At 59.4% G+C, this 20971-nt stretch carries 19 protein-coding genes; all 19 read left to right on the forward strand.

Features of this window, described 5'->3' with window-relative positions:
* Positions 1–18 precede the first annotated feature (18 nt).
* Positions 19–447 carry an rRNA maturation RNase YbeY gene (gene ybeY, locus L1P08_RS11035; protein ID WP_497007245.1) on the forward strand — a complete coding sequence of 143 codons (429 nt, stop codon included), beginning with the start codon at positions 19–21 and terminating at the stop codon, positions 445–447.
* 56 nt (positions 448–503) lie between these two features.
* Entirely contained in the window at positions 504–1589 is a 1086-nt protein-coding gene (locus tag L1P08_RS11040; protein WP_303617066.1) for a hemolysin family protein, read from the forward strand.
* Positions 1590–1697: 108 nt separating this feature from the next.
* Positions 1698–3296 carry an apolipoprotein N-acyltransferase gene (lnt, locus tag L1P08_RS11045; protein ID WP_303617067.1) on the forward strand — a complete coding sequence of 533 codons (1599 nt, stop codon included), beginning with the start codon at positions 1698–1700 and terminating at the stop codon, positions 3294–3296.
* A 256-nt stretch (positions 3297–3552) separates the two neighbouring features.
* The gene (gene metK / locus L1P08_RS11050) at positions 3553–4836 is read left to right on the forward strand and encodes a methionine adenosyltransferase (protein WP_303617068.1); all 1284 of its coding nucleotides are present in this window, start codon (positions 3553–3555) and stop codon (positions 4834–4836) included.
* A gap of 86 nt (positions 4837–4922) precedes the next feature.
* A complete protein-coding gene (gene trmB, locus L1P08_RS11055; protein WP_303617069.1) occupies positions 4923–5645 on the forward strand; it encodes a tRNA (guanosine(46)-N7)-methyltransferase TrmB in 723 nt (240 codons plus the stop codon).
* Between the two features lie 25 nt (positions 5646–5670).
* On the forward strand, positions 5671–6630 hold the full coding sequence (locus L1P08_RS11060; protein WP_303617070.1) for a ketopantoate reductase family protein: 960 nt from the start codon (positions 5671–5673) through the stop codon (positions 6628–6630).
* A gap of 138 nt (positions 6631–6768) precedes the next feature.
* Positions 6769–7434, forward strand: coding sequence for a ferredoxin reductase domain-containing protein (locus L1P08_RS11065; RefSeq protein ID WP_303617071.1), 666 nt, complete (start codon positions 6769–6771; stop codon positions 7432–7434).
* Positions 7435–7607: 173 nt separating this feature from the next.
* Positions 7608–8216 (forward strand): ribosome maturation factor RimP, encoded by a 609-nt coding sequence (gene rimP, locus L1P08_RS11070; RefSeq protein WP_303617072.1) that lies wholly within the window; start codon positions 7608–7610, stop codon positions 8214–8216.
* Positions 8216–9811: a transcription termination factor NusA gene (nusA, locus tag L1P08_RS11075; protein ID WP_303617073.1), complete on the forward strand. Its 1596-nt coding sequence runs from the start codon at positions 8216–8218 to the stop codon at positions 9809–9811. The genes rimP and nusA overlap by 1 nt, the downstream gene beginning before the upstream one ends.
* 49 nt (positions 9812–9860) lie before the next feature.
* Positions 9861–10451: an RNA-binding protein gene (locus L1P08_RS11080; protein ID WP_303617074.1), complete on the forward strand. Its 591-nt coding sequence runs from the start codon at positions 9861–9863 to the stop codon at positions 10449–10451.
* Positions 10452–10470: 19 nt separating this feature from the next.
* Positions 10471–13086, forward strand: coding sequence for a translation initiation factor IF-2 (gene infB, locus L1P08_RS11085; protein WP_303617075.1), 2616 nt, complete (start codon positions 10471–10473; stop codon positions 13084–13086).
* 53 nt (positions 13087–13139) lie between these two features.
* A complete protein-coding gene (locus tag L1P08_RS11090) occupies positions 13140–13769 on the forward strand; it encodes a hypothetical protein (protein ID WP_303617076.1) in 630 nt (209 codons plus the stop codon).
* A gap of 142 nt (positions 13770–13911) precedes the next feature.
* Positions 13912–14319, forward strand: coding sequence for a 30S ribosome-binding factor RbfA (rbfA, locus tag L1P08_RS11095; protein WP_303617077.1), 408 nt, complete (start codon positions 13912–13914; stop codon positions 14317–14319).
* 54 nt (positions 14320–14373) lie between these two features.
* Positions 14374–15282, forward strand: a complete 909-nt coding sequence (gene truB / locus L1P08_RS11100; protein WP_303617078.1) for a tRNA pseudouridine(55) synthase TruB — start codon at positions 14374–14376, stop codon at positions 15280–15282.
* 88 nt (positions 15283–15370) lie between these two features.
* Complete coding sequence (locus L1P08_RS11105; protein ID WP_303617079.1) at positions 15371–17044, forward strand: sensor histidine kinase; 1674 nt, start codon at positions 15371–15373, stop codon at positions 17042–17044.
* A gap of 168 nt (positions 17045–17212) precedes the next feature.
* Entirely contained in the window at positions 17213–17482 is a 270-nt protein-coding gene (gene rpsO, locus L1P08_RS11110) for a 30S ribosomal protein S15 (protein ID WP_303617080.1), read from the forward strand.
* 323 nt (positions 17483–17805) lie between these two features.
* Positions 17806–19935, forward strand: coding sequence for a polyribonucleotide nucleotidyltransferase (pnp, locus tag L1P08_RS11115; RefSeq protein WP_303617081.1), 2130 nt, complete (start codon positions 17806–17808; stop codon positions 19933–19935).
* Positions 19936–20118: 183 nt separating this feature from the next.
* Positions 20119–20475 (forward strand): YciI family protein, encoded by a 357-nt coding sequence (locus tag L1P08_RS11120; RefSeq protein WP_303617082.1) that lies wholly within the window; start codon positions 20119–20121, stop codon positions 20473–20475.
* A 41-nt stretch (positions 20476–20516) separates the two neighbouring features.
* Complete coding sequence (locus tag L1P08_RS11125) at positions 20517–20930, forward strand: YciI family protein (protein WP_303617083.1); 414 nt, start codon at positions 20517–20519, stop codon at positions 20928–20930.
* The last annotated feature ends 41 nt before the right edge of the window (positions 20931–20971 follow it).

Below are 20971 nucleotides of genomic sequence, written 5' to 3' on the forward strand. Positions count from 1 at the left end.
GACGCCTGGCCGGAAACGCTGGAGCCTTTGGCCGAAACCGCCATTCTGGCGGCGCTTGCGCAAAGCGGTGTGCCCATGACGGGACCGGCCATGCTCTCGGTATTGCTGACCGATGACGCCGCCCAGCGCGCCCTCAACGCGCAATGGCGCCAGATGGATAAATCAACAAATGTCCTGTCTTTTCCAGCGATGGACCCTTTCACCCCGATCAATGGCCTGATTGGCGATATCTCCATGGCCCGGGAGACCCTTGAGCGGGAAACCGGGGAACTGGACAAAAGTTTTACCGATCATTTTACCCATTTGCTGGTACACGGGTTTTTACATTGTCTTGGTTATGATCATGAGAATGACGCGGATGCCCTTGTCATGGAGGGTCTGGAGACCCAGATTCTGGCAAGTCTTGGCATTGACGACCCCTATGCGGGCGACGCGCCGGAAATGTGATATGCTGAGGCGACAGGTTATTTTTGGACTTATATTTTTAACGGAGAGATGGAACCGTGTTTGAACCACGGTTCGTTGAGATGAACGACAGCGACCAATCTACCGCCGCGGCCACAGGGCCGCATCGCTCCAATGGCGACAGCGAAACCGGGCGCAAGCCATCCGCATGGACACGGCTACGCGCGCTTTTAACCTTCCGCTCCGCAAGTCTGCGTGACGATCTGGCCGAGGCTCTTGAAGACAAGGCCCATGACGGTACCGGCGCGTTCTCGGACAATGAACGGGCCATTTTGCAAAATGTGCTCAAGCTTGGCGGCATGCGCGTGGGCGACGTCATGGTGCCGCGCGCCAATATCGAGGCGGTGGACGAGGACGAGACCATGGCGACACTGATCGCCACTTTTCACAGCGCCGGTCATTCGCGCCTGCCGGTCTATGCCGACAATCTCGACAATATCCTGGGCTTTGTGCACATCAAGGATGCGTTGCAGCGGCTCACCGAAATCCGCGACATCAACGGCAGCGAGAGCAATGGCAAGGAAATCCCGGTCAAAATGCTGACCGCTGTGCTCAAGCACAAGATCGGCCATCGCGACATGGTGCGCAAAGTGCTGTTTGTCCCCCCCTCCATGCCGGTGGGTGATCTGTTGCAGACCATGCAGGCAACCCGTGTGCATATGGCCATGGTGGTTGACGAATATGGTGGCACGGACGGGCTGGTGACCATTGAGGATCTGCTTGAAGCGGTGGTCGGCGATATCGAAGACGAACACGATGATGAAGATGAAGATCTCGTCCGCAAGATCGACGACAATACCTATGTCGCCGATGCCCGGGTGGAACTGAACGAATTGCAGGAGATTTTCGGCACCGATTTTCAGCCCGGCGTCCACGCGGAAGACGCGGATACGCTGGGTGGTCTGATTTTCGATCTGATCGACAGGGTGCCGGTGCGCGGCGAGGTGGTGACACGGCTTAAGGGTTTCGAATTTGAAATCATGCAGGCAGATCCCCGCCGGATCCGCAAGGTGCGGATTGTGCGGCGCAAGCGCCTGGCGCGGGCACGGCCAACAACGCCACCGCTGCCGGTACAACAGAACCCGGCAGAACCATCCGGCCAAGCCGACCAGAAAGCGGGCTGAACCCCACCATTCAATGCCAGAGACGGCACGGCATCTTGACGGCGGTGCCGCCCGGCGGCGAGCTAGGCGGTGAGGTGATTCGCGCCTGGCATTGAGGATTGGCATTTGATGAACCGGCTTGCTGAAATCTGCATGCTCGCCCATGGCTGGCGCCGCCAGCTGATTCTGATCCTTGGCGGGGCGGTCTCCGCGCTTTCCATGCCGCCGCTGTTTTTATTGCCTTTATTGTTTGTGGGCATGCCGGTCTGGGTGTGGTGCCTTGATGGCGCGGAACGGCGCCGGGGCTTTTGGGGCCGCATGTTCGGCCCCGCCTTTTCCATCGGGTTTGCCTTCGGCCTTGGCTATTTTCTCGTAGCCATTCACTGGATCGGGGCGGCATTTTTCGTCGATGGCGGCTGGGTGCTGGCCGCAATGCCGTTTGCTGTTTTGGCGCTCGCCGCCGTTCTGGCGCTGTTTTGGGGATTTGCCAGCAGTTTTGCGCATATGCTGTGGAGCGCAGGCGCGATGCGGGTGGTGGCGCTGGCTGTCATGCTGACCATAGCCGAATTTGCCCGTGGCCATTTGCTGACCGGCTTTCCGTTTGACCTTCTGGGGTACGCCCTGACCGCCAACGCGCAGATGATGCAGCTGGCCTCGATTATCGGCATTTACGGGCTGACCCTTCTGGCGGCTTTGCTGGCTGTGCTGCCGGCATTGATCTGGCCGCGTGACGAACGCGGACTGACCCGGCGGCTGGTGCCGTTTTTCACCATCATCGTTGTGCTGGCCGGTCAGATTGTCTGGGGCCAGTACCGGCTCGATACAATAATTACCGCCCCGATAGAGAGGATCAAGCTGCGGCTGGTGCAACCGGCCATCGCGCAAAGCGTCAAATGGCAGGCCGACAGCCGTGAATTTGTGATGGAGCGGCTATTATCGCTTTCCGAGACCCGGCTGACGCCGGATGATCCCGGCCTTGCGGGCGTGAGCCAATTGATCTGGCCGGAATCGGCGATGCCGTTCTATCTGGCCGAGCAGCCGGACGAACTCGCGCGGATCGGACGGATGCTGGCCGGAGACACCGTATTGGTGACCGGCGCCCCGCGGCGCGAATATGGAACCGGGACGCCGGAAGCCTCGTTCAATTCCATCCTGATGATCAATGCCGATGGGGAACTGGTCACCCGCTATGACAAAACCCATCTGGTGCCGATTGGCGAATATCTGCCCTTCAAGGCGCTGTTCCGGCAATTGGGTTTTACCCAGTTCGTTCCCGGTGCCGAAGGCTGGAGCGCTGGCGACAGCCGCAGGCTGATGGCCGGGCCGGTCGGCCCCGCCTTCCTGCCGCTGATTTGCTATGAGGCGATTTTTTCCGGCGATCTGGGCGCTGATATCACCGAGGCTGGTTATCTGCTCAACCTGACCAATGATGGCTGGTTTGACGGGTCTATTGGCGGGGCCCAGCATTTTCATCATGCCCGGCTACGGGCCGTGGAAGAGGGACGGGCGCTGGTCCGGGTTGCCAATACAGGCACCACGGCGCTTGTCGATCCGCTGGGACGAATCACGGCGATGGTCCAGCCCGGTGCGGTGGGTGTGGCCGATGTGGTGCCCGATCAGCCCCTGGCCATGACCCTGTTTGCCCAATACCGGCACTGGCCCCTGCTGGCGGTTCTGCTTTTTGGCCTGTTGGCCGTGATTGTGCGCCGACGCTTTGCAGGGGAATAATTAACCTGAAGCCCCCGTCTGGAACATAAAGATTTCTTTATATCTGCCTTGACCACGGCGGCGACCGCTGGCACAAAGCGTGCTGAAGATGTGAATTTATTAATTCCGTCACATTGTGTCCGCCGCAAGCGCCTGGCGCTGGGGTGGGTCATAGGGTCAGTAAGTGCCCGTTTTGGCGGTCGGCGACATGCCGGCTGCGATGCCTTTGCGGGGGCTGTAACAAACAAGCGGGCAAGCCCGTTCCGGGATAACCGGAATGGGTTCCCGGGAAAACTACGGGGTTATCGTGGCTAGATCTTCCTATCTGTTTACATCTGAATCCGTTTCCGAGGGTCATCCGGACAAGGTGTGCGACCGCATTTCCGACGAAATCGTCGACATGATCTACAAGGAAGCCAAAAAGACCGGCATTGACCCCTGGAATGTGCGGGTCGCCTGTGAAACCCTGGCGACCACCAATCGCGTTGTGATTGCCGGTGAAGTGCGGGTGCCGCCAACCTTCCTCAAGACCGACAAGCATGGCAATGAGGTGATCAATCCCTCCAAGTTCAAATCCGCCGCGCGCCGGGCGATCAAATCGATCGGTTATGAGCAGGACGGGTTTCACTGGAAGAGCGCCAAGATTGATGTCCTGCTGCACTCCCAATCCGCCGATATTGCCCAGGGCGTGGATAATGCCGCCGACATGCAGGGCGAAGAGGGCGCGGGCGATCAGGGCATCATGTTCGGTTATGCCTGCGGGGAAACCCCGGACCTGATGCCGGCACCGATTTATTACGCCCACAAGATTCTCGAGCTGCTCGCCGCTGCCCGCAAGAGCGGGACAGGCGATGCGGCAAAGCTTGGCCCCGATGCCAAGTCGCAGGTGACCGTGCGCTATGAAAACGGCGAACCGGTTGAAGCCACCCAGATCGTGTTGTCGACCCAGCATCTCGATGCGAGCTGGGATTCGAAAAAAGTGCGGCAGGTTGTCGAGCCTTATATCCGCGAAGCGCTTGATGGGATCAGGATTGCCGAAGACTGCAAATGGCATATCAACCCGACCGGCAAGTTCGTCATTGGCGGACCGGATGGCGATGCGGGCCTGACCGGGCGCAAGATCATTGTCGACACCTATGGCGGGGCTGCCCCCCATGGCGGCGGCGCGTTTTCGGGCAAGGACACCACCAAGGTGGACCGGTCTGCCGCTTATGCGGCGCGCTATCTCGCCAAAAATGTGGTTGCCGCGAAACTGGCCGGCCGCTGCACCATCCAGCTGAGCTATGCCATTGGCGTGGCACAGCCGCTTTCCATTTATGTCGATACCCATGGCACCGGCCAGGTGGACGAAGCCTTGCTGGAAAAAGCGCTGGGTGAGGTGATGGATCTGTCCCCCTCGGGCATTCGCCGTCATCTCGATCTCAACAAGCCGATCTATGCCAAGACCGCAGCCTATGGCCATTTTGGCCGCAAGCCGGGGCGTGATGGCAGCTTCTCCTGGGAGAAGACCGATCTGGTGCAGGCATTGAAGGCTGCTGTGAAGAACCAGATCGCCGCCTGAACGGGCCCTTACTGACAACGAAATAAAAACCATCAACCCTCGCCCCGAACTTGCTGACGGGCGAGGGTTTGTTTATGGGCTGCAGCATGAAGACCAAACCGCCGCTTACCGTTGATGGCGCGCCCCGCGCCTTTTTTGGCCGCCGCTCGGGCAAGACCCTGCATGCGCGCCAGCAATTGCTGTTCGACAACCTGCTGCCCGACCTGTCGATCGATTTGCCTGAAGGCGGCGCTTTAGACCCCGATAGCCTGTTCCCCTCCGGTACTGGCCCCCTCATTCTGGAAATCGGCTATGGCGGGGGCGAGCATCTGGCGCGGCAGGCCGAAGAAAACCCGGACAGCCGGTTTATCGGCTGCGAAGTCTTTACCGGCGGGATCGGCAAATTGCTGGAAAAGATTGCGGGCAATGACCTCGGCAATATCCGGCTTTATGCCGATGATGCGCTGAAACTGTTGCAGACCCTGCCCGATGCGGTGCTGGACGGGGTTTATCTGCTTTATCCCGACCCCTGGCCGAAACTGCGCCATCACAAGCGCCGCTTTGTGTCCCCGACAACCCTTGCAGAGCTGGCGCGGGTGATCAAACCGGGTGGTTTCTTCCGCTTTGCCAGCGATATCGAGGATTATGCCAACTGGACGCTGGCCCATATTCTGCGCCATCCGGATTTTGACTGGGTGGCCGGTGCGCCTGAAAGCTGGCATGTGCCCTATCCCGGCTGGCAACCGACCCGGTATGAGCAAAAGGCGCGCCGCGAAGGCCGGCTCAAAAGTTTCTATTTCAGCTTCACACGGCACGGACCCACGCCCTAGACTATTGGGGCGAGGGAGATATTGCATGCGATTCATCATTTACGGCACCGGCGCGATTGGCGGCACATTTGCCGCCCGGCTGGCCCTTTCGGGCTACAATGTTACCGGCATTGCCCGGGGGCCGCATCTGGCGGCAATTAAGGATGCGGGGCTGACCCTGCGCACACCAGCGGATACGCATGTGGTGAGCCTTGATTGTGTGGCTGATCCCGGCGAGATCGATTTTAAACCCGATGACGTGATCTTTTTGACCATGAAGACGCAGGACACCCCGGCGGCCCTTGCGCGCCTCAGGGCGGCGGGCGTCAAGGAACAGGCAATCGTCTGTGCCCAGAACGGGGTGGCCAATGAGCGTTTTGCCCTAAGGTTGTTTCCCAATGTCTACGGGATGATGATGCTGATGCCAGCCACCCATATGGTGCCCGGCGAGGTGAATGCGTTCGGTGTGCCCAAATACGGTGTACTGGATATTGGCCGCTATCCCGCCGGAGACGATGTGCTGGCGGAACAGCTGACCGCGGCGTTGAACGCATCCGGCTTTGCGGCCTATACCAGTGCCGATGTGATGCAGAGCAAATATACCAAACTGCTGATGAATCTGGGCAATATCGTGCATGCCGTGATGGATAAGGGCGAAGCCTCTACGGCGCTAACCGGGAAGGTGCGGGCCGAGGGCGCAGCGGTTTTGCGCGCGGCAGGCATTGCCTTTAACACCCAGGATTCGCGGAGTGAAACCGACATACAGGAAAAGGATATTGCGGGGGTGGACCGGATCGGGTCCTCTTCGGCCCAAAGCCTTGCGCGCAATGCCGGCTCGATTGAAACCGATTATCTCAATGGTGAAATCGTCTTGCTGGGGCGTTTGAACGGGGTTGAGACCCCGGCCAATGCCTATCTGACAAGGCTGGCGCAGGATCTGGTATCGGGCCGGGTCAAACGCGCCGATATCAGCGCCGAACAGATTTCAGCGGGGGCCGGGCTCTAGAAATTCCGCCCCAGCGTGCTTTTGTGTTCACCAATCGCGAACACTGCGATGGCCATTCGGGGGGCTGGTCGCGGGGCGCTTGAGCGCCCTAACGTGAGGGCCTGTTGACCGGCCCGTCAATCACAAGGAGCGTTTCCAATGCCGCATCGTGCCGAAATCATCGCCATCACCCCCTTGACCCATAATGTCCGCGCCTATCGTCTCGGGCGCCCCAAGGGATATACATTTGCCGCCGGGCAGGCGACAGAAGCCGCGCTTGATATTGAGGGGTGGCGCGACAAGAAGCGGCCGTTCACCTTTACCGGGCTGGCGCAGGATGCGGATCTGGAATTCACCATCAAATCCTATAATGACCATGAGGGTGTCACCCACAGGCTGGGGCAGATGCAGGTCGGTGACGCGTTATTGCTGGATGATGCCTGGGAAACGCTGCCCTATAAGGGGCCGGGCTGTTTCATCGCCGGTGGCGCGGGCATCACCCCGTTTCTGGCCATATTGCGCCAGTTGCAGCTGGAGGGCGGATTGGCTGGTAACCGGCTGATTTTTTCCAACAGTGCGGCGCGGGATATCATTTTGCGCGATGAGCTGGAGGCCATGGCGGGGCTGGAACTGGTGCTGACAGTGACCGATGACGACGCGCCGGGCGTGTTGCACCAGCGAATCGACAAGGATTTCCTCAAAACCCATGCGGGTGGTCCCGGGCAGAATTTCTACCTTTGCGGCCCTGATCCGATGACCAAGGCGCTGCAAGAGGCGCTTGTGGGGCTGGGTGCCGACACGGACCGGGTGTTCATTGCCGACTAGAGGGCGGGGCTGAAGACCGCGCTTGCCTTGGCGCCGGTTCGGTATTATACAATCCCCAACATCTCAGGGCTAACCAGAGAGTGGGTGCCAACCGGCCCCGCTCTTTTTTGTTGCCCGGCGCAATATCCGGCTGACCATCAGTGCCGGATGCACCGGCTGGAAGAGACGATACGATGACCGAGGCAGAACTGAACAGCAAACGCTATATCCGTGAGACCGGACAGGAAGCGCGGATCGCCGCGATCCTCGCGCCCGTTGCCGCCGATATGGGCTATGATCTGGTACGGGTCAAAATCCTGCCGGATAATGGCTGTACCCTGCAGATCATGGCGGAAGATGCCAATGGGCAATTCTCGATCCAGGATTGCGAGAAGCTGAGCCGGGAAATCAATCCGGTGCTCGATGTTGAAGAGCCGATTTCGCAGGCCTATCACCTTGAGGTCTCCTCGCCCGGCGTTGACCGGCCTTTGGTGCGCCCGCGCGATTTTGCCCGCTGGGCCGGTCATGAGGCACGCATTGAGCTGACGGATATGGTGGACGGGCGCAAGCGGTTCCGCGGCAAGATTGCCGAGAGCGATGCGACCAGCGTCACCATTGACCTGCCGGATGTGCCAGAGGGTGGCAAGGCGCTTTACAAGCTGGACCTCGAATCAATTGCCGAAGCCAAACTGATCATGACCGACGCCTTGCTGGAAGCGGCGCGTCTGGAACAGGAAAACCAGGACATACTTGATAATCCCGATATCGAAACGATCGAGGATAATTCAGAGGAGAACGACTAATGGCCGTTTCAGCCAACAGGCTTGAACTTTTGCAGATCGCCGATGCGGTTGCGCGCGAAAAATCCATCGACCGCATGATCGTCATCGATGCGATGCAGGACGCCATTCAGAAAGCCGCCCGCTCGCGCTACGGCGCCGAGACCGAGGTGCGTGCCGAGATCAACCCCAAGACCGGCGAATTGCGCCTGTGGCGCTTGCGCGAAGTGGTTGAGACCGTCGAAGAGCCCGGCCGCGAAATCTCGCTGCCCGAGGCCCAGGCCAAGAATGATGCCGCCAAATATGGCGACTACATCACCGAGCCGCTGCCGCCGATCGAATTTGGCCGCATCGCCGCCCAGTCGGCCAAGCAGGTCATCGTGCAAAAAGTGCGCGACGCCGAACGCGACCGCATGTTTGACGACTATTCCTCGCGCATTGGTGAAATCGTCAACGGGTCGGTCAAGCGGGTCGAATATGGCAATGTCATTGTCGATCTGGGCCGGGGCGAAGCCATTATCCGCCGTGACGAACTGATCCCGCGTGAGCAGTTCCGCTATGGCGACCGTGTACGCGCCTATATTTATGACGTGCGCCGCGAACAGCGCGGCCCGCAGATTTTCCTGTCGCGTACCCATCCCCAGTTCATGGCCAAACTGTTCACCCAGGAAGTGCCGGAAATCTATGATGGCGTGATCCAGATCCGCTCGATCGCCCGCGATCCGGGCTCGCGCGCCAAGATTGCCGTGACCTCCAATGACGGTTCGATCGATCCGGTCGGTGCCTGTGTGGGTATGCGCGGTTCGCGCGTGCAGGCGGTTGTTGCCGAATTGCAGGGCGAAAAGATCGACATCATTCCCTGGACCGAAAACATTGCTGATCTGGTGGTCTCTGCATTGCAGCCCGCCGAAGTCGCCAAGGTTGTGCTCGACGAGCAGGCCGAAAAGATCGAAGTCGTTGTACCCGATGAGCAATTGTCGCTGGCCATTGGCCGCCGCGGCCAGAATGTGCGTCTTGCCAGCCAGTTGATCGGCTGGGATATCGACATTCTTACCGAGCAGGAAGAATCAGAGCGCCGGCAGAAAGAATTCACCGAACGGTCCGAATTGTTCATGCAGGCCCTTGATGTTGACGAGATGGTTGCCCAGCTATTGGCATCGGAAGGCTTTTCCTCGCTGGAAGAAGTCGCCTATATCGAACTGGACGAAATTGCCTCAATCCAGGGCTTTGATGCCGAGACTGCATCGGAAATCCAGCAGCGCGCCATTGATTATCTCAGTGCCCAGGAAGCCGCTCTTGATGATGAGCGCAAATCGCTGGGCGTCGAAGACGATCTTTACGAAATTCCTGGCCTGACCGCTGCCATGCTGGTGGCTCTTGGCAAGGAAGAGATCAAGAGCGTCGATGATTTTGCCGGCTGTGCCGCTGATGATCTGGTTGGCTGGGTCGAGCGTCAGGATGGCGAAGTGAAGCGGTTCGAGGGTACGTTCTCGGATTTCCCGGTTTCCCGCGAGGAAGCTGAGGAAATGATTATGTCCGCCCGCCTGAAGGCTGGCTGGGTGACCGAGGAAGACCTCGCACCTGCCGAGACGGAAGAGGAAGAAGCTGTCGCGGAATAAGGGGTAAGGGGGCCTTTGCCCCCTCCCCGCCCGTTGCGGCGCAATATATATGCCCAAAGAGGAACCGATCCGTCAGTGTGCGCTGACACGTGAAACAAAACCGGCCGAGGACCTATTGCGTTTTGCCCTCGGACCGGACGATGTTCTGGTACCTGATATCGACGCCAGGGCCGAAGGCCGCGGTGTCTGGATCACCCTCTCGAAGGCATCTGTTGAGGCCGCAGCGCAGAAAAATGTCTTTGCGCGCAGCCTGAAACAAAATGTCACCGTGCCACCGGACCTTGCTTTAATGGCCCTGACGCGGTTAGAACAGCGTCTGCTTGGCGCACTTGGCCTGGCGCGGAAGGCCGGACAATTGCTCACCGGAGCAACAAAGGTCCGGGCCGCCATCGAAAAACCGGGGATTATAGCCCTGTTCACGGCGACGGACGCAGCGCCAGACGGGCGACAGAAAATGCTAGGGGCGGCACGCGCCATGTCGGCGGACGTGCCCACGCCCCATTTTGAAGTTTTAACCTCGGTACAAATGGGTTTGGCACTGGGGCAGGAAAATGTGATACATGCGGCCCTGATTAACGGGTCCGCGGCAAAATCGGCACTGTACCGGGCGGATAGGCTGCATCGGTACATGATGAATTAGACGGAAAAGAAACGGCTATATGAGCGATCAAGACGATAAGCGTGACGATACGACTTCCGGCGGGGGCCCTAAGAAAACCCTGACGCTGAAAGGTGCCCCGAATCTCGGTGGGCGACCCGGCGTGGCGCGTTCTTCGCGCGCGGTTGTGGTTGAAAAGCGCACGCGGCGCGTTGGTGCGCCAGCGGGCCCGGGGCCTGCTGCACGTCCGCAACCCGCAAAACCGGCCGGACAGGGCGGACAGCAGGCTGGCAATCGGCCGCCGCGTCCTTCTGCACCGCGTCCCCAGCCCCGCACAGGCGGTGGCCTGACGGCTGGCGAGAATTCGGCCCGCGAACGGGTGCTGCGTGAAGCGGCGGCCCGTCAGCATGAGGAACAGAAGCGCTTTGCGGAAGAAGAGCGCCGCCGGGTTGAAGAAGATACCCGCCGCCGCGCCCAGCGCGAGGAAGAAGAACGCCGCCGTGCAGCAGAAGCCGAGGCTGCCGCAGCACCGGCTCCGGCAGAAGAAGCGCCCGCGGCGGCAAAACCCGAGGCACCTGCCGCACGCACGCGCCCGGCCAATAATACCCGCCGCGCCGAACCGGCCATGCCTGCGCCCACACCGGCGGATGCCGAGGCTGATGCCGAGCGCCGCACCCGCGGCCGCGGTGTGCAGCCCAAGGGTCTTGTTAATGCCGATGAGCTGGAACGCGCCCGCCGCGCGGCCCGCCCCTCACCGACACCGACCCGCCGTGGTGCGCCCGGTGGCAATAATCGTGGCCGCCTGACGGTGACCACAGCGCTGACAGATGGCGGCGATCGCGATCGCAGCCCCTCTTTGGCCGCCATGCGCCGCCGCCGCGAAAAACAGCGCGGCAAGCAGCGTGAAGTGCAGCCTAAGCTCAGCCGTGAAGTGACGATTCCGGAAGCCATCACCGTGCAGGAACTTGCCAACCGCATGTCCGAGCGCGCTGTCGACGTCATCAAGTTCCTGATGGGTCAGGACATGATGGTCAAGATGAACGATGTGCTCGATGCGGATACCGCCGAACTGGTGGCGACTGAACTGGGCCATACGGTGAAGCGCGTTGCGGAAAGCGACGTTGAAACCGGCCTGTTCGAGGATGCCAAGACCGACCGCCCCGAAGACATGAAGCCACGGCCTCCGGTTGTGACCATTATGGGCCATGTCGATCACGGCAAGACCTCGCTGCTCGATGCGATCCGCGAAGCCAATGTGGTTTCGGGGGAAGCCGGCGGCATTACCCAGCATATCGGTGCCTATCAGGTCGAAAAGAACGGCCAGAAGATCACCTTCCTTGACACACCGGGCCACGCGGCATTTACCGCGATGCGCGCCCGTGGTGCCCAGGCGACGGATATTGCGGTTCTGGTGGTTGCGGCCGATGACAGTGTCATGCCGCAGACCATTGAATCGATCAAACACGCCAAGGCGGCCGGTGTGCCGATCATCGTGGCGATCAACAAGATCGACAAGCCCGAGGCAGATGCCAACAAGGTGCGCACCGAATTGCTGCAACACGAAGTGTTTGTGGAATCGATGGGCGGTGAAGTGCTGGATGTGGAAGTTTCCGCGCTCAAGCACACCAATCTCGACAAACTGCTCGAAACCATCCTGCTGCAGTCGGAAATTCTCGAATTGCGGGTCAATCCCGAGGGCCGGGCCCAGGGCACGGTCATCGAAGCCAAGCTCGACAAGGGCCGGGGCGCTGTGGCCACGGTTCTGGTGCAGCGCGGCACACTGGGCATTGGCGACATTGTGGTTGCCGGCTCGGAATGGGCCCGTGTACGCGCCCTGATCGACGACAAGGGTGCCCAGATCAAGACGGCTGGTCCCTCGACCCCGGTTGAAGTGCTCGGCTTTACCGGCGTGCCGGATGCGGGCGACCTTTTCTCGGTTGTCGAGACGGAAGCGCGTGCCCGCGAAATCACTGAATACCGTCAGCGCCAGATTCGCGAGAAATCGGGAACCGGCGGGGCCACCTCGCTTGAGCAGATGATGAATCAGCTCAAAGCGTCGGGCGTTGCCAAGTTCCCGCTGATCATCAAGGGCGATGTGCAGGGTTCGGTTGAAGCCATTGTCGGCTCGCTCGACAAGCTGGCGACAGACGAGGTTTCCGCGCAGATCCTGATGGCTGGTGTCGGCGGCATCACTGAAAGCGATGTCACCCTGGCGCAGGCCTCCAATGCCATCATCATCGGCTTCAATGTGCGTGCCAACAAGCAGGCCCGTGAAAGCGCCGAGCGTGAAGGCCTTGAGATCCGTTATTACAACATCATCTACGATCTGGTTGATGATGTGAAATCGGCCATGTCGGGTCTGTTGGCTCCGGAACGGCGCGAAACCTTTATCGGTTACGCCGAAATTCTGGAAGTGTTCAACATCACCAAGGTCGGCAAAGTTGCCGGTTGCCGGGTTACCGAGGGCATGGTCGAACGTGGTTCAGGCGTCCGCCTATTGCGCGACGACGTAGTCATTCACGAAGGCAAGCTTTCGACGCTCAAGCGCTTCAAGGACGAGGTCAAGGACGTGCAGATGGGCCAGGAATGCGGCATGGCGTTCGAGAACTATCAGGACATGCGTGCTGGTGACGTGATCGAATGTTTCCGCGTCGAGACGGTGCAGCGCACGCTCTGATGCGCCCCTTCAACCGGCTCATCGCCTGTGTATTTTCGGGACTGGCAGCCAGCATGGCCGCCAGTCCTGCTGTTTTTGCGCAAGAGGCAACGGACGAACCGGTGATCGAGGTGACGGGCCGGGTGCTCAAAACCGAAATGTCCGGCTTTGCCGTCGCCTTTCCGGCCCCCGGCTGGGTCGATGACGAGAACGGATCTGTTCTGGACCAGTCGCGCTCGAAGGTGACCGAAATCCGGCCCGGCCTGACCTCGCTGGTTTTTCATAAAAAAGACGAGAACACGGCCTTCTGGTCGGAATTGATGGCGGTTCTGGCCGTTCATGTGCCCGGCTATACTGCCGGTCAGCAATTCAAGCGCATGGCTGATCCGCTGGCGGCATCGTGCATGCCGGGGCAGATTGATCTGTCATGGATTGTGCCCCTGCCCGGCTCTGACCGGGAGGCACTGGTGGGCATGTGCGGGGCGTATAATTTGCAGGCCCGGCAGACACAGGCCTGTATTGGGGGGATTGTGGTTGCCGTCTCGCTGGAAGCCGAAGAGGGCGTGGTGACTGTCTATAACGAATGGTGCACCCCCAGCTATGACGTGAAGAACCCCGATAAATGGCCGGTCAGCCGCGCTGAAATTGAAAACCGCGCCCGGATGATGCAATCGCTGACCCGGTTCGAGGTTTTGCCCGAATAGGCCGGGCGGTTTTGCCGTTCCCCGTTGGTTCTAATGTATTTTCTTGTTATCGAACCGGGTCTGAGGGTAGATCAACACAACAATGCCTCACATCGCCGTTTAGATTGCGGGCAGAATTTGAATTCACATCAAGAGCGATACAATGTCCCAATCCGGTAGAGGCCCCACCCAGCGCATGCTGCGCGTCGGCGAACTGATCCGCCACGCGCTGGCCAATATGCTGACCCGTGGTGACATTATCGATCCCGTCATCGAGCGCGCGGTCATCACCGTGCCCGAGGTGCGCATGAGCCATGACCTGAAGCTGGCCAAGGCCTATATCGTGCCGCTTGGCGGACAGAATGCCGAACAGATCGTTACGGCACTCAACAAGCATGCCAAATTTGTGCGCGGGCAGATTGCGCCACAGGTCAATCTGAAATTCGCGCCGGAAATCCGGTTCTATTTCGATGACACGTTTGATGAGGCCAGCCGCATCGACATGCTGTTGCGTTCGGACAAGGTGCAACGCGACCTCGCCCGCGATGATGATGCGGATGACGAAGACTAGAGCGCGCCGGGTTTTGACGCCCCTTATCCGCCTGAACGAAAAGACCCCGACTGAATGACCCAGCAAAAACGGCCCAAACGCAACATCTCCGGATGGCTTGTGCTCAACAAGCCCTATGACATGTCCTCGACCGAGGCCGTGGGCAAGGTGCGCTGGCTGTTGAGCGCCAAAAAGGGCGGCCATGCGGGCACGCTCGATCCGCTGGCGACCGGGATTTTGCCGATTGCGCTGGGGGAAGCCACCAAGACGGTACCGCAGGTGCAGGATGGCACAAAGGTTTATCAATTCACCCTGGTCTGGGGGGCGGCCACGGCGACCGATGATATTGAAGGCGAGGTGATTGCGACCTCAGACCATCGCCCCAATCGTGAGGCTGTTGAACAGGCATTGCCGGCGTTTCGGGGCCTGATCACACAGATTCCGCCCGCCTTTTCAGCCATCAAGATTGATGGCGAACGCGCCTATGATCTGGCGCGGGCCGGTGAAAAATTTGATATGCCCGCCCGCGAGGTCGAAATCGACCGGTTTGACCTGCTTGAGCATGGCGAGACCCAGTCCCGGTTTGAAGTTGAATGCGCCAAAGGCACCTATATCCGGGCACTGGCGCGTGATCTGGCTGAAGCCCTTGGCAGCAAGGGCCATGTGGGCCAGTTGCACCGGGCGGCGGTGGGCGATTTTGCCGATGCGCAGTCGATTGACCTTGATGTGTTTGAAGCGGCCAGCCTTGACGAGCGCGACGCCATGTTGCTGCCGGTTGCCGCGGGCCTTGCCGGTGTGCCGGAAATCCGGCTCGACGCCCGGCAGGCCACCACAATTCGTCTGGGTAATCCGGTGTTGCTGACCGGCGCTGACGCGCCGATCGCTATTGATGAAGCCTGGGCCAGTTGCCGGGGCGAGGCGATTGCGACAGGATTTGTCGAGAAGGGCCAGTTCAAGCCGAAACGGGTAATCCTGCCGAACTGAGCGGCCGGGCTGAAACGCGATTGCCCAAATTTGAGGCCCGATATATTCTATCCCAAAATAGCTGCATCATGGAGCACGCGGTTACCGCATGACATCTAATCCTAACGTGCCCGTGCGCCGCGAGCGTTCCATTGTTGTTGTTCTTGTCTCGCTGGCCCTGATGAGCCTGTTGCCGGCTTTTGCCTACGCTTCGGTATTGTTGCTGCGCAACAACCAGGCCCAGCTCGAGATTGTGCGCAGCCTGACCATTTCGACAACACGCACGATGAACGAGGCGGTTGATCGCGAACTTGACGGCATGATCACCACCTTGCGGGTGCTCTCGAGCGCCCCATCGCTGCTGGAGGGTGACTTACAGGCTTTTCATCAGCGGACGCAGGAAGCCTTGCGCGGCAGTGCCACCTTTTTGCTTGTTCTCGATGAAACCGGCCAGCAACTTTTGAATACCCGCCTGCCCTATGGTTCCGAATTGCCGAAATCGGGCGATCTCGAAACGCCCAAAAAGGCGCGTGAGAACAACAAGATTACCGTTTCTGACATGTTCATGGGGGCGGTGGCCAAGCGGTTGGTGTTTGACATTATCCTGCCCCTCAATGGCAGCCCGGATGAAAAACGGGTGCTGATGCTGGGCCAGAACGCCGACAATCTGCGCGATACGTTAAGCGCGTCGCGCTTGCCGGACGGTTGGCATGGCACCCTGATCGACGGCAATCATGTGGTCGCGATATCGACCAATCCCGATATCAAGCAGGGTGAGCGGTTTTTCCTGCCCCTGCCCGACCGGGCCGGCTCATCCGGCTGGAGCGAAATCGCGCATGAGGGCGAAACCTATCGGGTGGTGAAGCAATATTCCTCGCTCAGCGGCTGGTCCGTTGTCGCCTGGGCGCCTGAAACCGTTGTCGCAAAGCCGCTGCGCGAAGCGATGTTCTGGCTTTTGGGTGGCGGCATCGTTTTGATGATCCTCACCCTTGCCGCCACTTTGTGGATGTCCGGCCATCTGGCGAGCGCGGTGCGCAGTCTGGCGCGGACCGCCCGGTCTCTGGGCCAGGGGCAAGAGGTCAAAACCCGCCATTATTCGGTGCGCGAACTCAATACCATCGCCGATGAACTGGTCGATGCCGCGCGCAAACGTCAGACCTCGGAGGCCGAAATCCGGTTTCTGATGGGTGAGGTGGCGCATCGGGCGAAGAACCAGCTATCGGTTATTCAATCCATGGCGCGGCAAACGGCCAGCACCTCGGATTCGCTGGAGAATTTTCTCGATTATTTCCAGAAGCGGATTATCGGGCTGGCCCGGTCGACCGACCTTCTGCTCAATTACGGCTCCAGCGGTGTGGCGCTGGAGGAACTGGCGGCTGCCCATTTGCAGCCCTTTGCCCCCGATGATGCCGAACGGGTCAGTCTTTCTGGGCCGGAAGTGCGCTTGAGCGCGGAAGCCTCGCAGACCCTTGGCATGGCCCTGCACGAGCTGGCCACAAATGCTGCCAAATACGGTGCCTTTGCGCAATTGGAGGGGCATTTGCGCCTCAGCTGGGTCTGGCAGGATGACATGCTGGAACTGGTCTGGCGGGAGACCGGGGTGTCGCTAGACACGCCGGCAAGCGAGCGCGAGGGGTTCGGTACGGTGGTGATCAACCGTTTCCTCAAATCGACACTTCAGGCAGAAATCGAGCGAACGATGCATGATGACGGGCTGGAATGGCGCTTTAAGATGCCGCGCGCTGTGCTGCTTGCCGCCGCGCCGGCACAAGCGCCGGTTTGAGCCTTTGGAGCCGCTGAGCGCGGCCCAACGCTTAGTCTTTGCATTTTGCGCGATTTTCCACTATATGAGCGCCAGCTTTGACCTTTGGGTCAGGCGAATTCACGGCCCTGTGCTGGACGACATCCCGGCCATGGGCGACCCAATCCTCCAAATCGAAAGGATTTCATGATGTCGATTACTGCTGAACGCAAAGCTGAACTCATCAAGGAATATGCCACCAAGAAGGACGATACCGGTTCACCGGAAGTCCAGGTTGCCGTTCTTTCCGAGCGCATTGCCAATCTGACTGATCACTTCAAGACCCATGGCAAGGATAATCATTCGCGCCGTGGCCTGTTGAAAATGGTCAGCCAGCGCCGTCGTCTGCTTGATTATGTCAAGCGCAATGACGAAGCGCGCTACCGGGGCCTGATTGAACGGCTCGGTCTGCGCCGCTAAAGCGCAATAATGTCGACAAGGCGCGGCTCAGCCCGCGCCTTGTCCATATCCGGCAGAATGTTTTGCAAACACTCTGCCAGCTGGCCTCAAGTGAGGCGTGGCAGGATCGTTGGCTGTTTTTGAAACTGGCTATCGCCAGGCGTTATCCGGCAGGGTCTGCCGCAGGCGCAAAAATGTTTCAGGAATAGCTTGCCGTCTTGTCCACGTTTCGCCCGAGGGCCGAAACCGGTACCCGCAAAGGCCATGCACATGGGGTGTTTGGCGACCGGGTACATCTGGGGCACCCAAAGGGGCGTTCCAATTGATGAATGGAAAAGACGTATATGTTTGAACACCACAAGGTAGAAATGAACTGGGGCGGCCAGCCGCTGACCCTTGAAACCGGCAAGATTGCCCGTCAGGCTGACGGTGCTGTGCTGGCAACCCTTGGCGAGACCGTCGTTCTGGCGACCGTTGTCAGCGCCAAGACCCCGAAAGCGGGCGTTGATTTCTTCCCGCTGACTGTGAATTACCAGGAAAAGGCCTTTGCTGCCGGCAAGATCCCCGGTGGCTATTTCAAGCGCGAAGGCCGCCCGACAGAAGCTGAAACGCTGATCTGCCGCCTGATTGACCGCCCGATCCGCCCGCTGTTCCCCGCCGGTTACAAGAACGAGACCCAGGTCATCGTCACCGTGCTGCAGCATGACCTCGAGAACGAGCCTGACGTATTGGCGATGATCGCGACCTCTGCGGCGCTGACCATTTCCGGCGTGCCCTTCATGGGCCCGATCGGTGCGGCACGCGTTGGCTATATCGATGGCGAATATGTGCTCAATACCCCGATCGACCGCCGTTCGGATTCAAAGCTTGATCTGGTCATGGCCGGCACGACCGACGCCGTCTTGATGGTTGAATCGGAAGCCAAGGAACTGAGCGAAGAAGTGATGCTTGGTGCCGTGATGTTCGGCCATGCCGAAAGCGCCAAGGTTATCGATGCGATCATCCAGCTGGCCGAACTGGCCGCCAAGGAACCGCGCGAATTCGTTCCCGAAGACCTGAGCGCCCTTGAAGGCGAAATGCTCAAGCTGGTGGATGCCGATATCCGCGCCGCCTACAAGATCACCGACAAGGCCGAACGCTATGTTGCGCTTGATGCAGCAAAAGCAAAGGTGAAAGAGCATTTCACCCCGGCTGAAGGCGAAGAGGCTGCCTGGACGCCTGAACAGATCGGTTCTGTCTTCAAGTCCCTGCAGGCCAAGATCGTGCGTTGGGATATTCTGGACACCGGCACCCGTATTGATGGCCGTGACCTGACCACTGTGCGCCCGATTGTTGCCGAAGTCGGCCTGTTGCCGCGCACCCATGGTTCCGCCGTGTTCACCCGTGGTGAAACCCAGGCGCTGGTTGTGGCAACCCTTGGTACGGGCGACGACGAGCAATATGTCGACAGCCTTGAGGGCACCTACAAGCAGAACTTCCTGCTGCATTACAACTTCCCGCCCTATTCGGTCGGTGAAGCGGGTCGTGTCGGCTTTACTTCCCGGCGTGAAACCGGCCATGGCAAGCTCGCCTGGCGCGCAATCAACCCGGTCCGTCCCTCGGCTGAGGAATTCCCCTATACGCTGCGTATCGTCTCGGAAATCACCGAGTCGAACGGTTCCTCCTCGATGGCAACCGTCTGCGGCACCTCGCTGGCGCTGATGGATGCCGGTGTGCCGATGAAGGCACCTGTTGCCGGTATCGCCATGGGCCTGATCCTTGAAGGCGAGAAGTTCGCGGTTCTGTCCGATATTCTGGGCGACGAAGATCACCTCGGCGACATGGATTTCAAGGTGGCCGGTACTGCTGAGGGTATTACCTCGCTGCAGATGGACATCAAGATTGCCGGTATCACCGAAGAGATCATGCAAAAGGCGCTTGGCCAGGCCAAGGGCGGCCGTGAGCATATCCTTGGCGAAATGTCCAAGGCGCTCGATACGGCCCGTGACGAGGTTGGCGAATTCGCCCCGCGCATCGAGACCATGAAGATCCCGACCGACAAGATCCGTGAAGTCATCGGTACTGGTGGCAAGGTCATCCGCGAAATCGTGGAAAAGACCGGCGCCAAGGTGAATATCGAAGACGACGGCACGATCAAGATCGCCTCTTCCGATGGCAAGGCCATTGATGCAGCCATCAAGTGGATCAAGTCGATCACTGACGAGCCTGAAGTGGGCGTCATCTATCAGGGCACCGTGGTCAAGACCGCCGATTTCGGCGCGTTCGTGAACTTCTTCGGTCCCCGGGATGGCCTTGTGCACATTTCCCAGCTGGCTTCCGAGCGCGTTGGCAAGACCACCGATGTCGTCAAGGAAGGCGACAAGGTCTGGGTCAAGCTCCTCGGCTTTGACGATCGTGGCAAGGTCCGGTTGTCGATGAAAGTCGTCAATCAGGAAACTGGCGAAGAGATCGAAAACGAGGGTGGCGACGACTAAATCGCGCTTTCCCGATCAAATTGTAAAAGGCCCGGACGTTTGTCCGGGCTTTTTTTTGGCCAAACCCCGAAATTATTTTTGTGCCGATGTCGTATCGGCGGATAGCGGTTCGACGTGTCAGTATCAGCGGGAGAGAAAGGTCATCGGGACCGCCCCACCCGCAAACAGGCAAGGAGAATGACAATGCGTTATTTGATGATGGTCAAGGCGACCGCAGACTATGAAGCGGGCGCGCAGGCTTCTAATTCTTTGCAGGCGCTGATGGGCGATTATGTCGGCAAAAGCATTGAACAGGGCATATTTATCGATGGTGCCGGGCTGCAGCCGACACGAGCAGGGTCCCGGATGCACCTGCGGGATGGTCAGATCAGCGTCACGGACGGCCCCTTTGCTTTGACAGAGGGTTTGGTCAGTGGCTTTGCCATTGTCGAGGTTGCCGATGAGGCGGCGGCCCGGCAAGTCGGGCGTGAATTTCTCGAGGTGCATATTGCGGGGGGCGTTGCAGATATCGAGATCGAAATCCGCCCCTATGAAGCCTGAACCCGTCAGAATATCGACAATTTTACGATAAGGAGAAAAACATGCGTTTCATGGCGATTATCAAGGCCACGCCCGAGACAGAAGCCGGGGTCATGCCCTCGAACGAGCTGCTGCTGGCCATGGGCAAATACAATGAAGAACTGGTCAAGGCCGGGGTGATGCTCGACGGGGCGGGATTGCAATCAAGCGCCAAGGGCGCCCGCGTCGCGTTCAGCGGCGGCAAGACCATGGTTACCGACGGGCCGTTTGCCGAAACCAAGGAGTTGATTGCCGGTTTCTGGATCTGGGAATGCAAATCCCTTGCCGAGGCGGTGGAATGGGCCAGGCGCTGCCCCAGTGACTCTGATGTCGATGGGCAGATTGAAATCCGCCAGCTGTTTGAAATCGAAGATTTCGAAGCGGGCGAAGGGGTCGACCAGCACCACAAGGTCGCCGAGCAGATGGCCAAGAGCTGACCCTATGTCGTTGGCGCTGCGCTTTGTCATGGCCGTGGCTG

Origin of the sequence: Mariluticola halotolerans (genome assembly GCF_021611515.1) — a bacterium.
Classification (GTDB): Bacteria; Pseudomonadota; Alphaproteobacteria; order Rhizobiales; family Devosiaceae; genus Mariluticola; species Mariluticola halotolerans.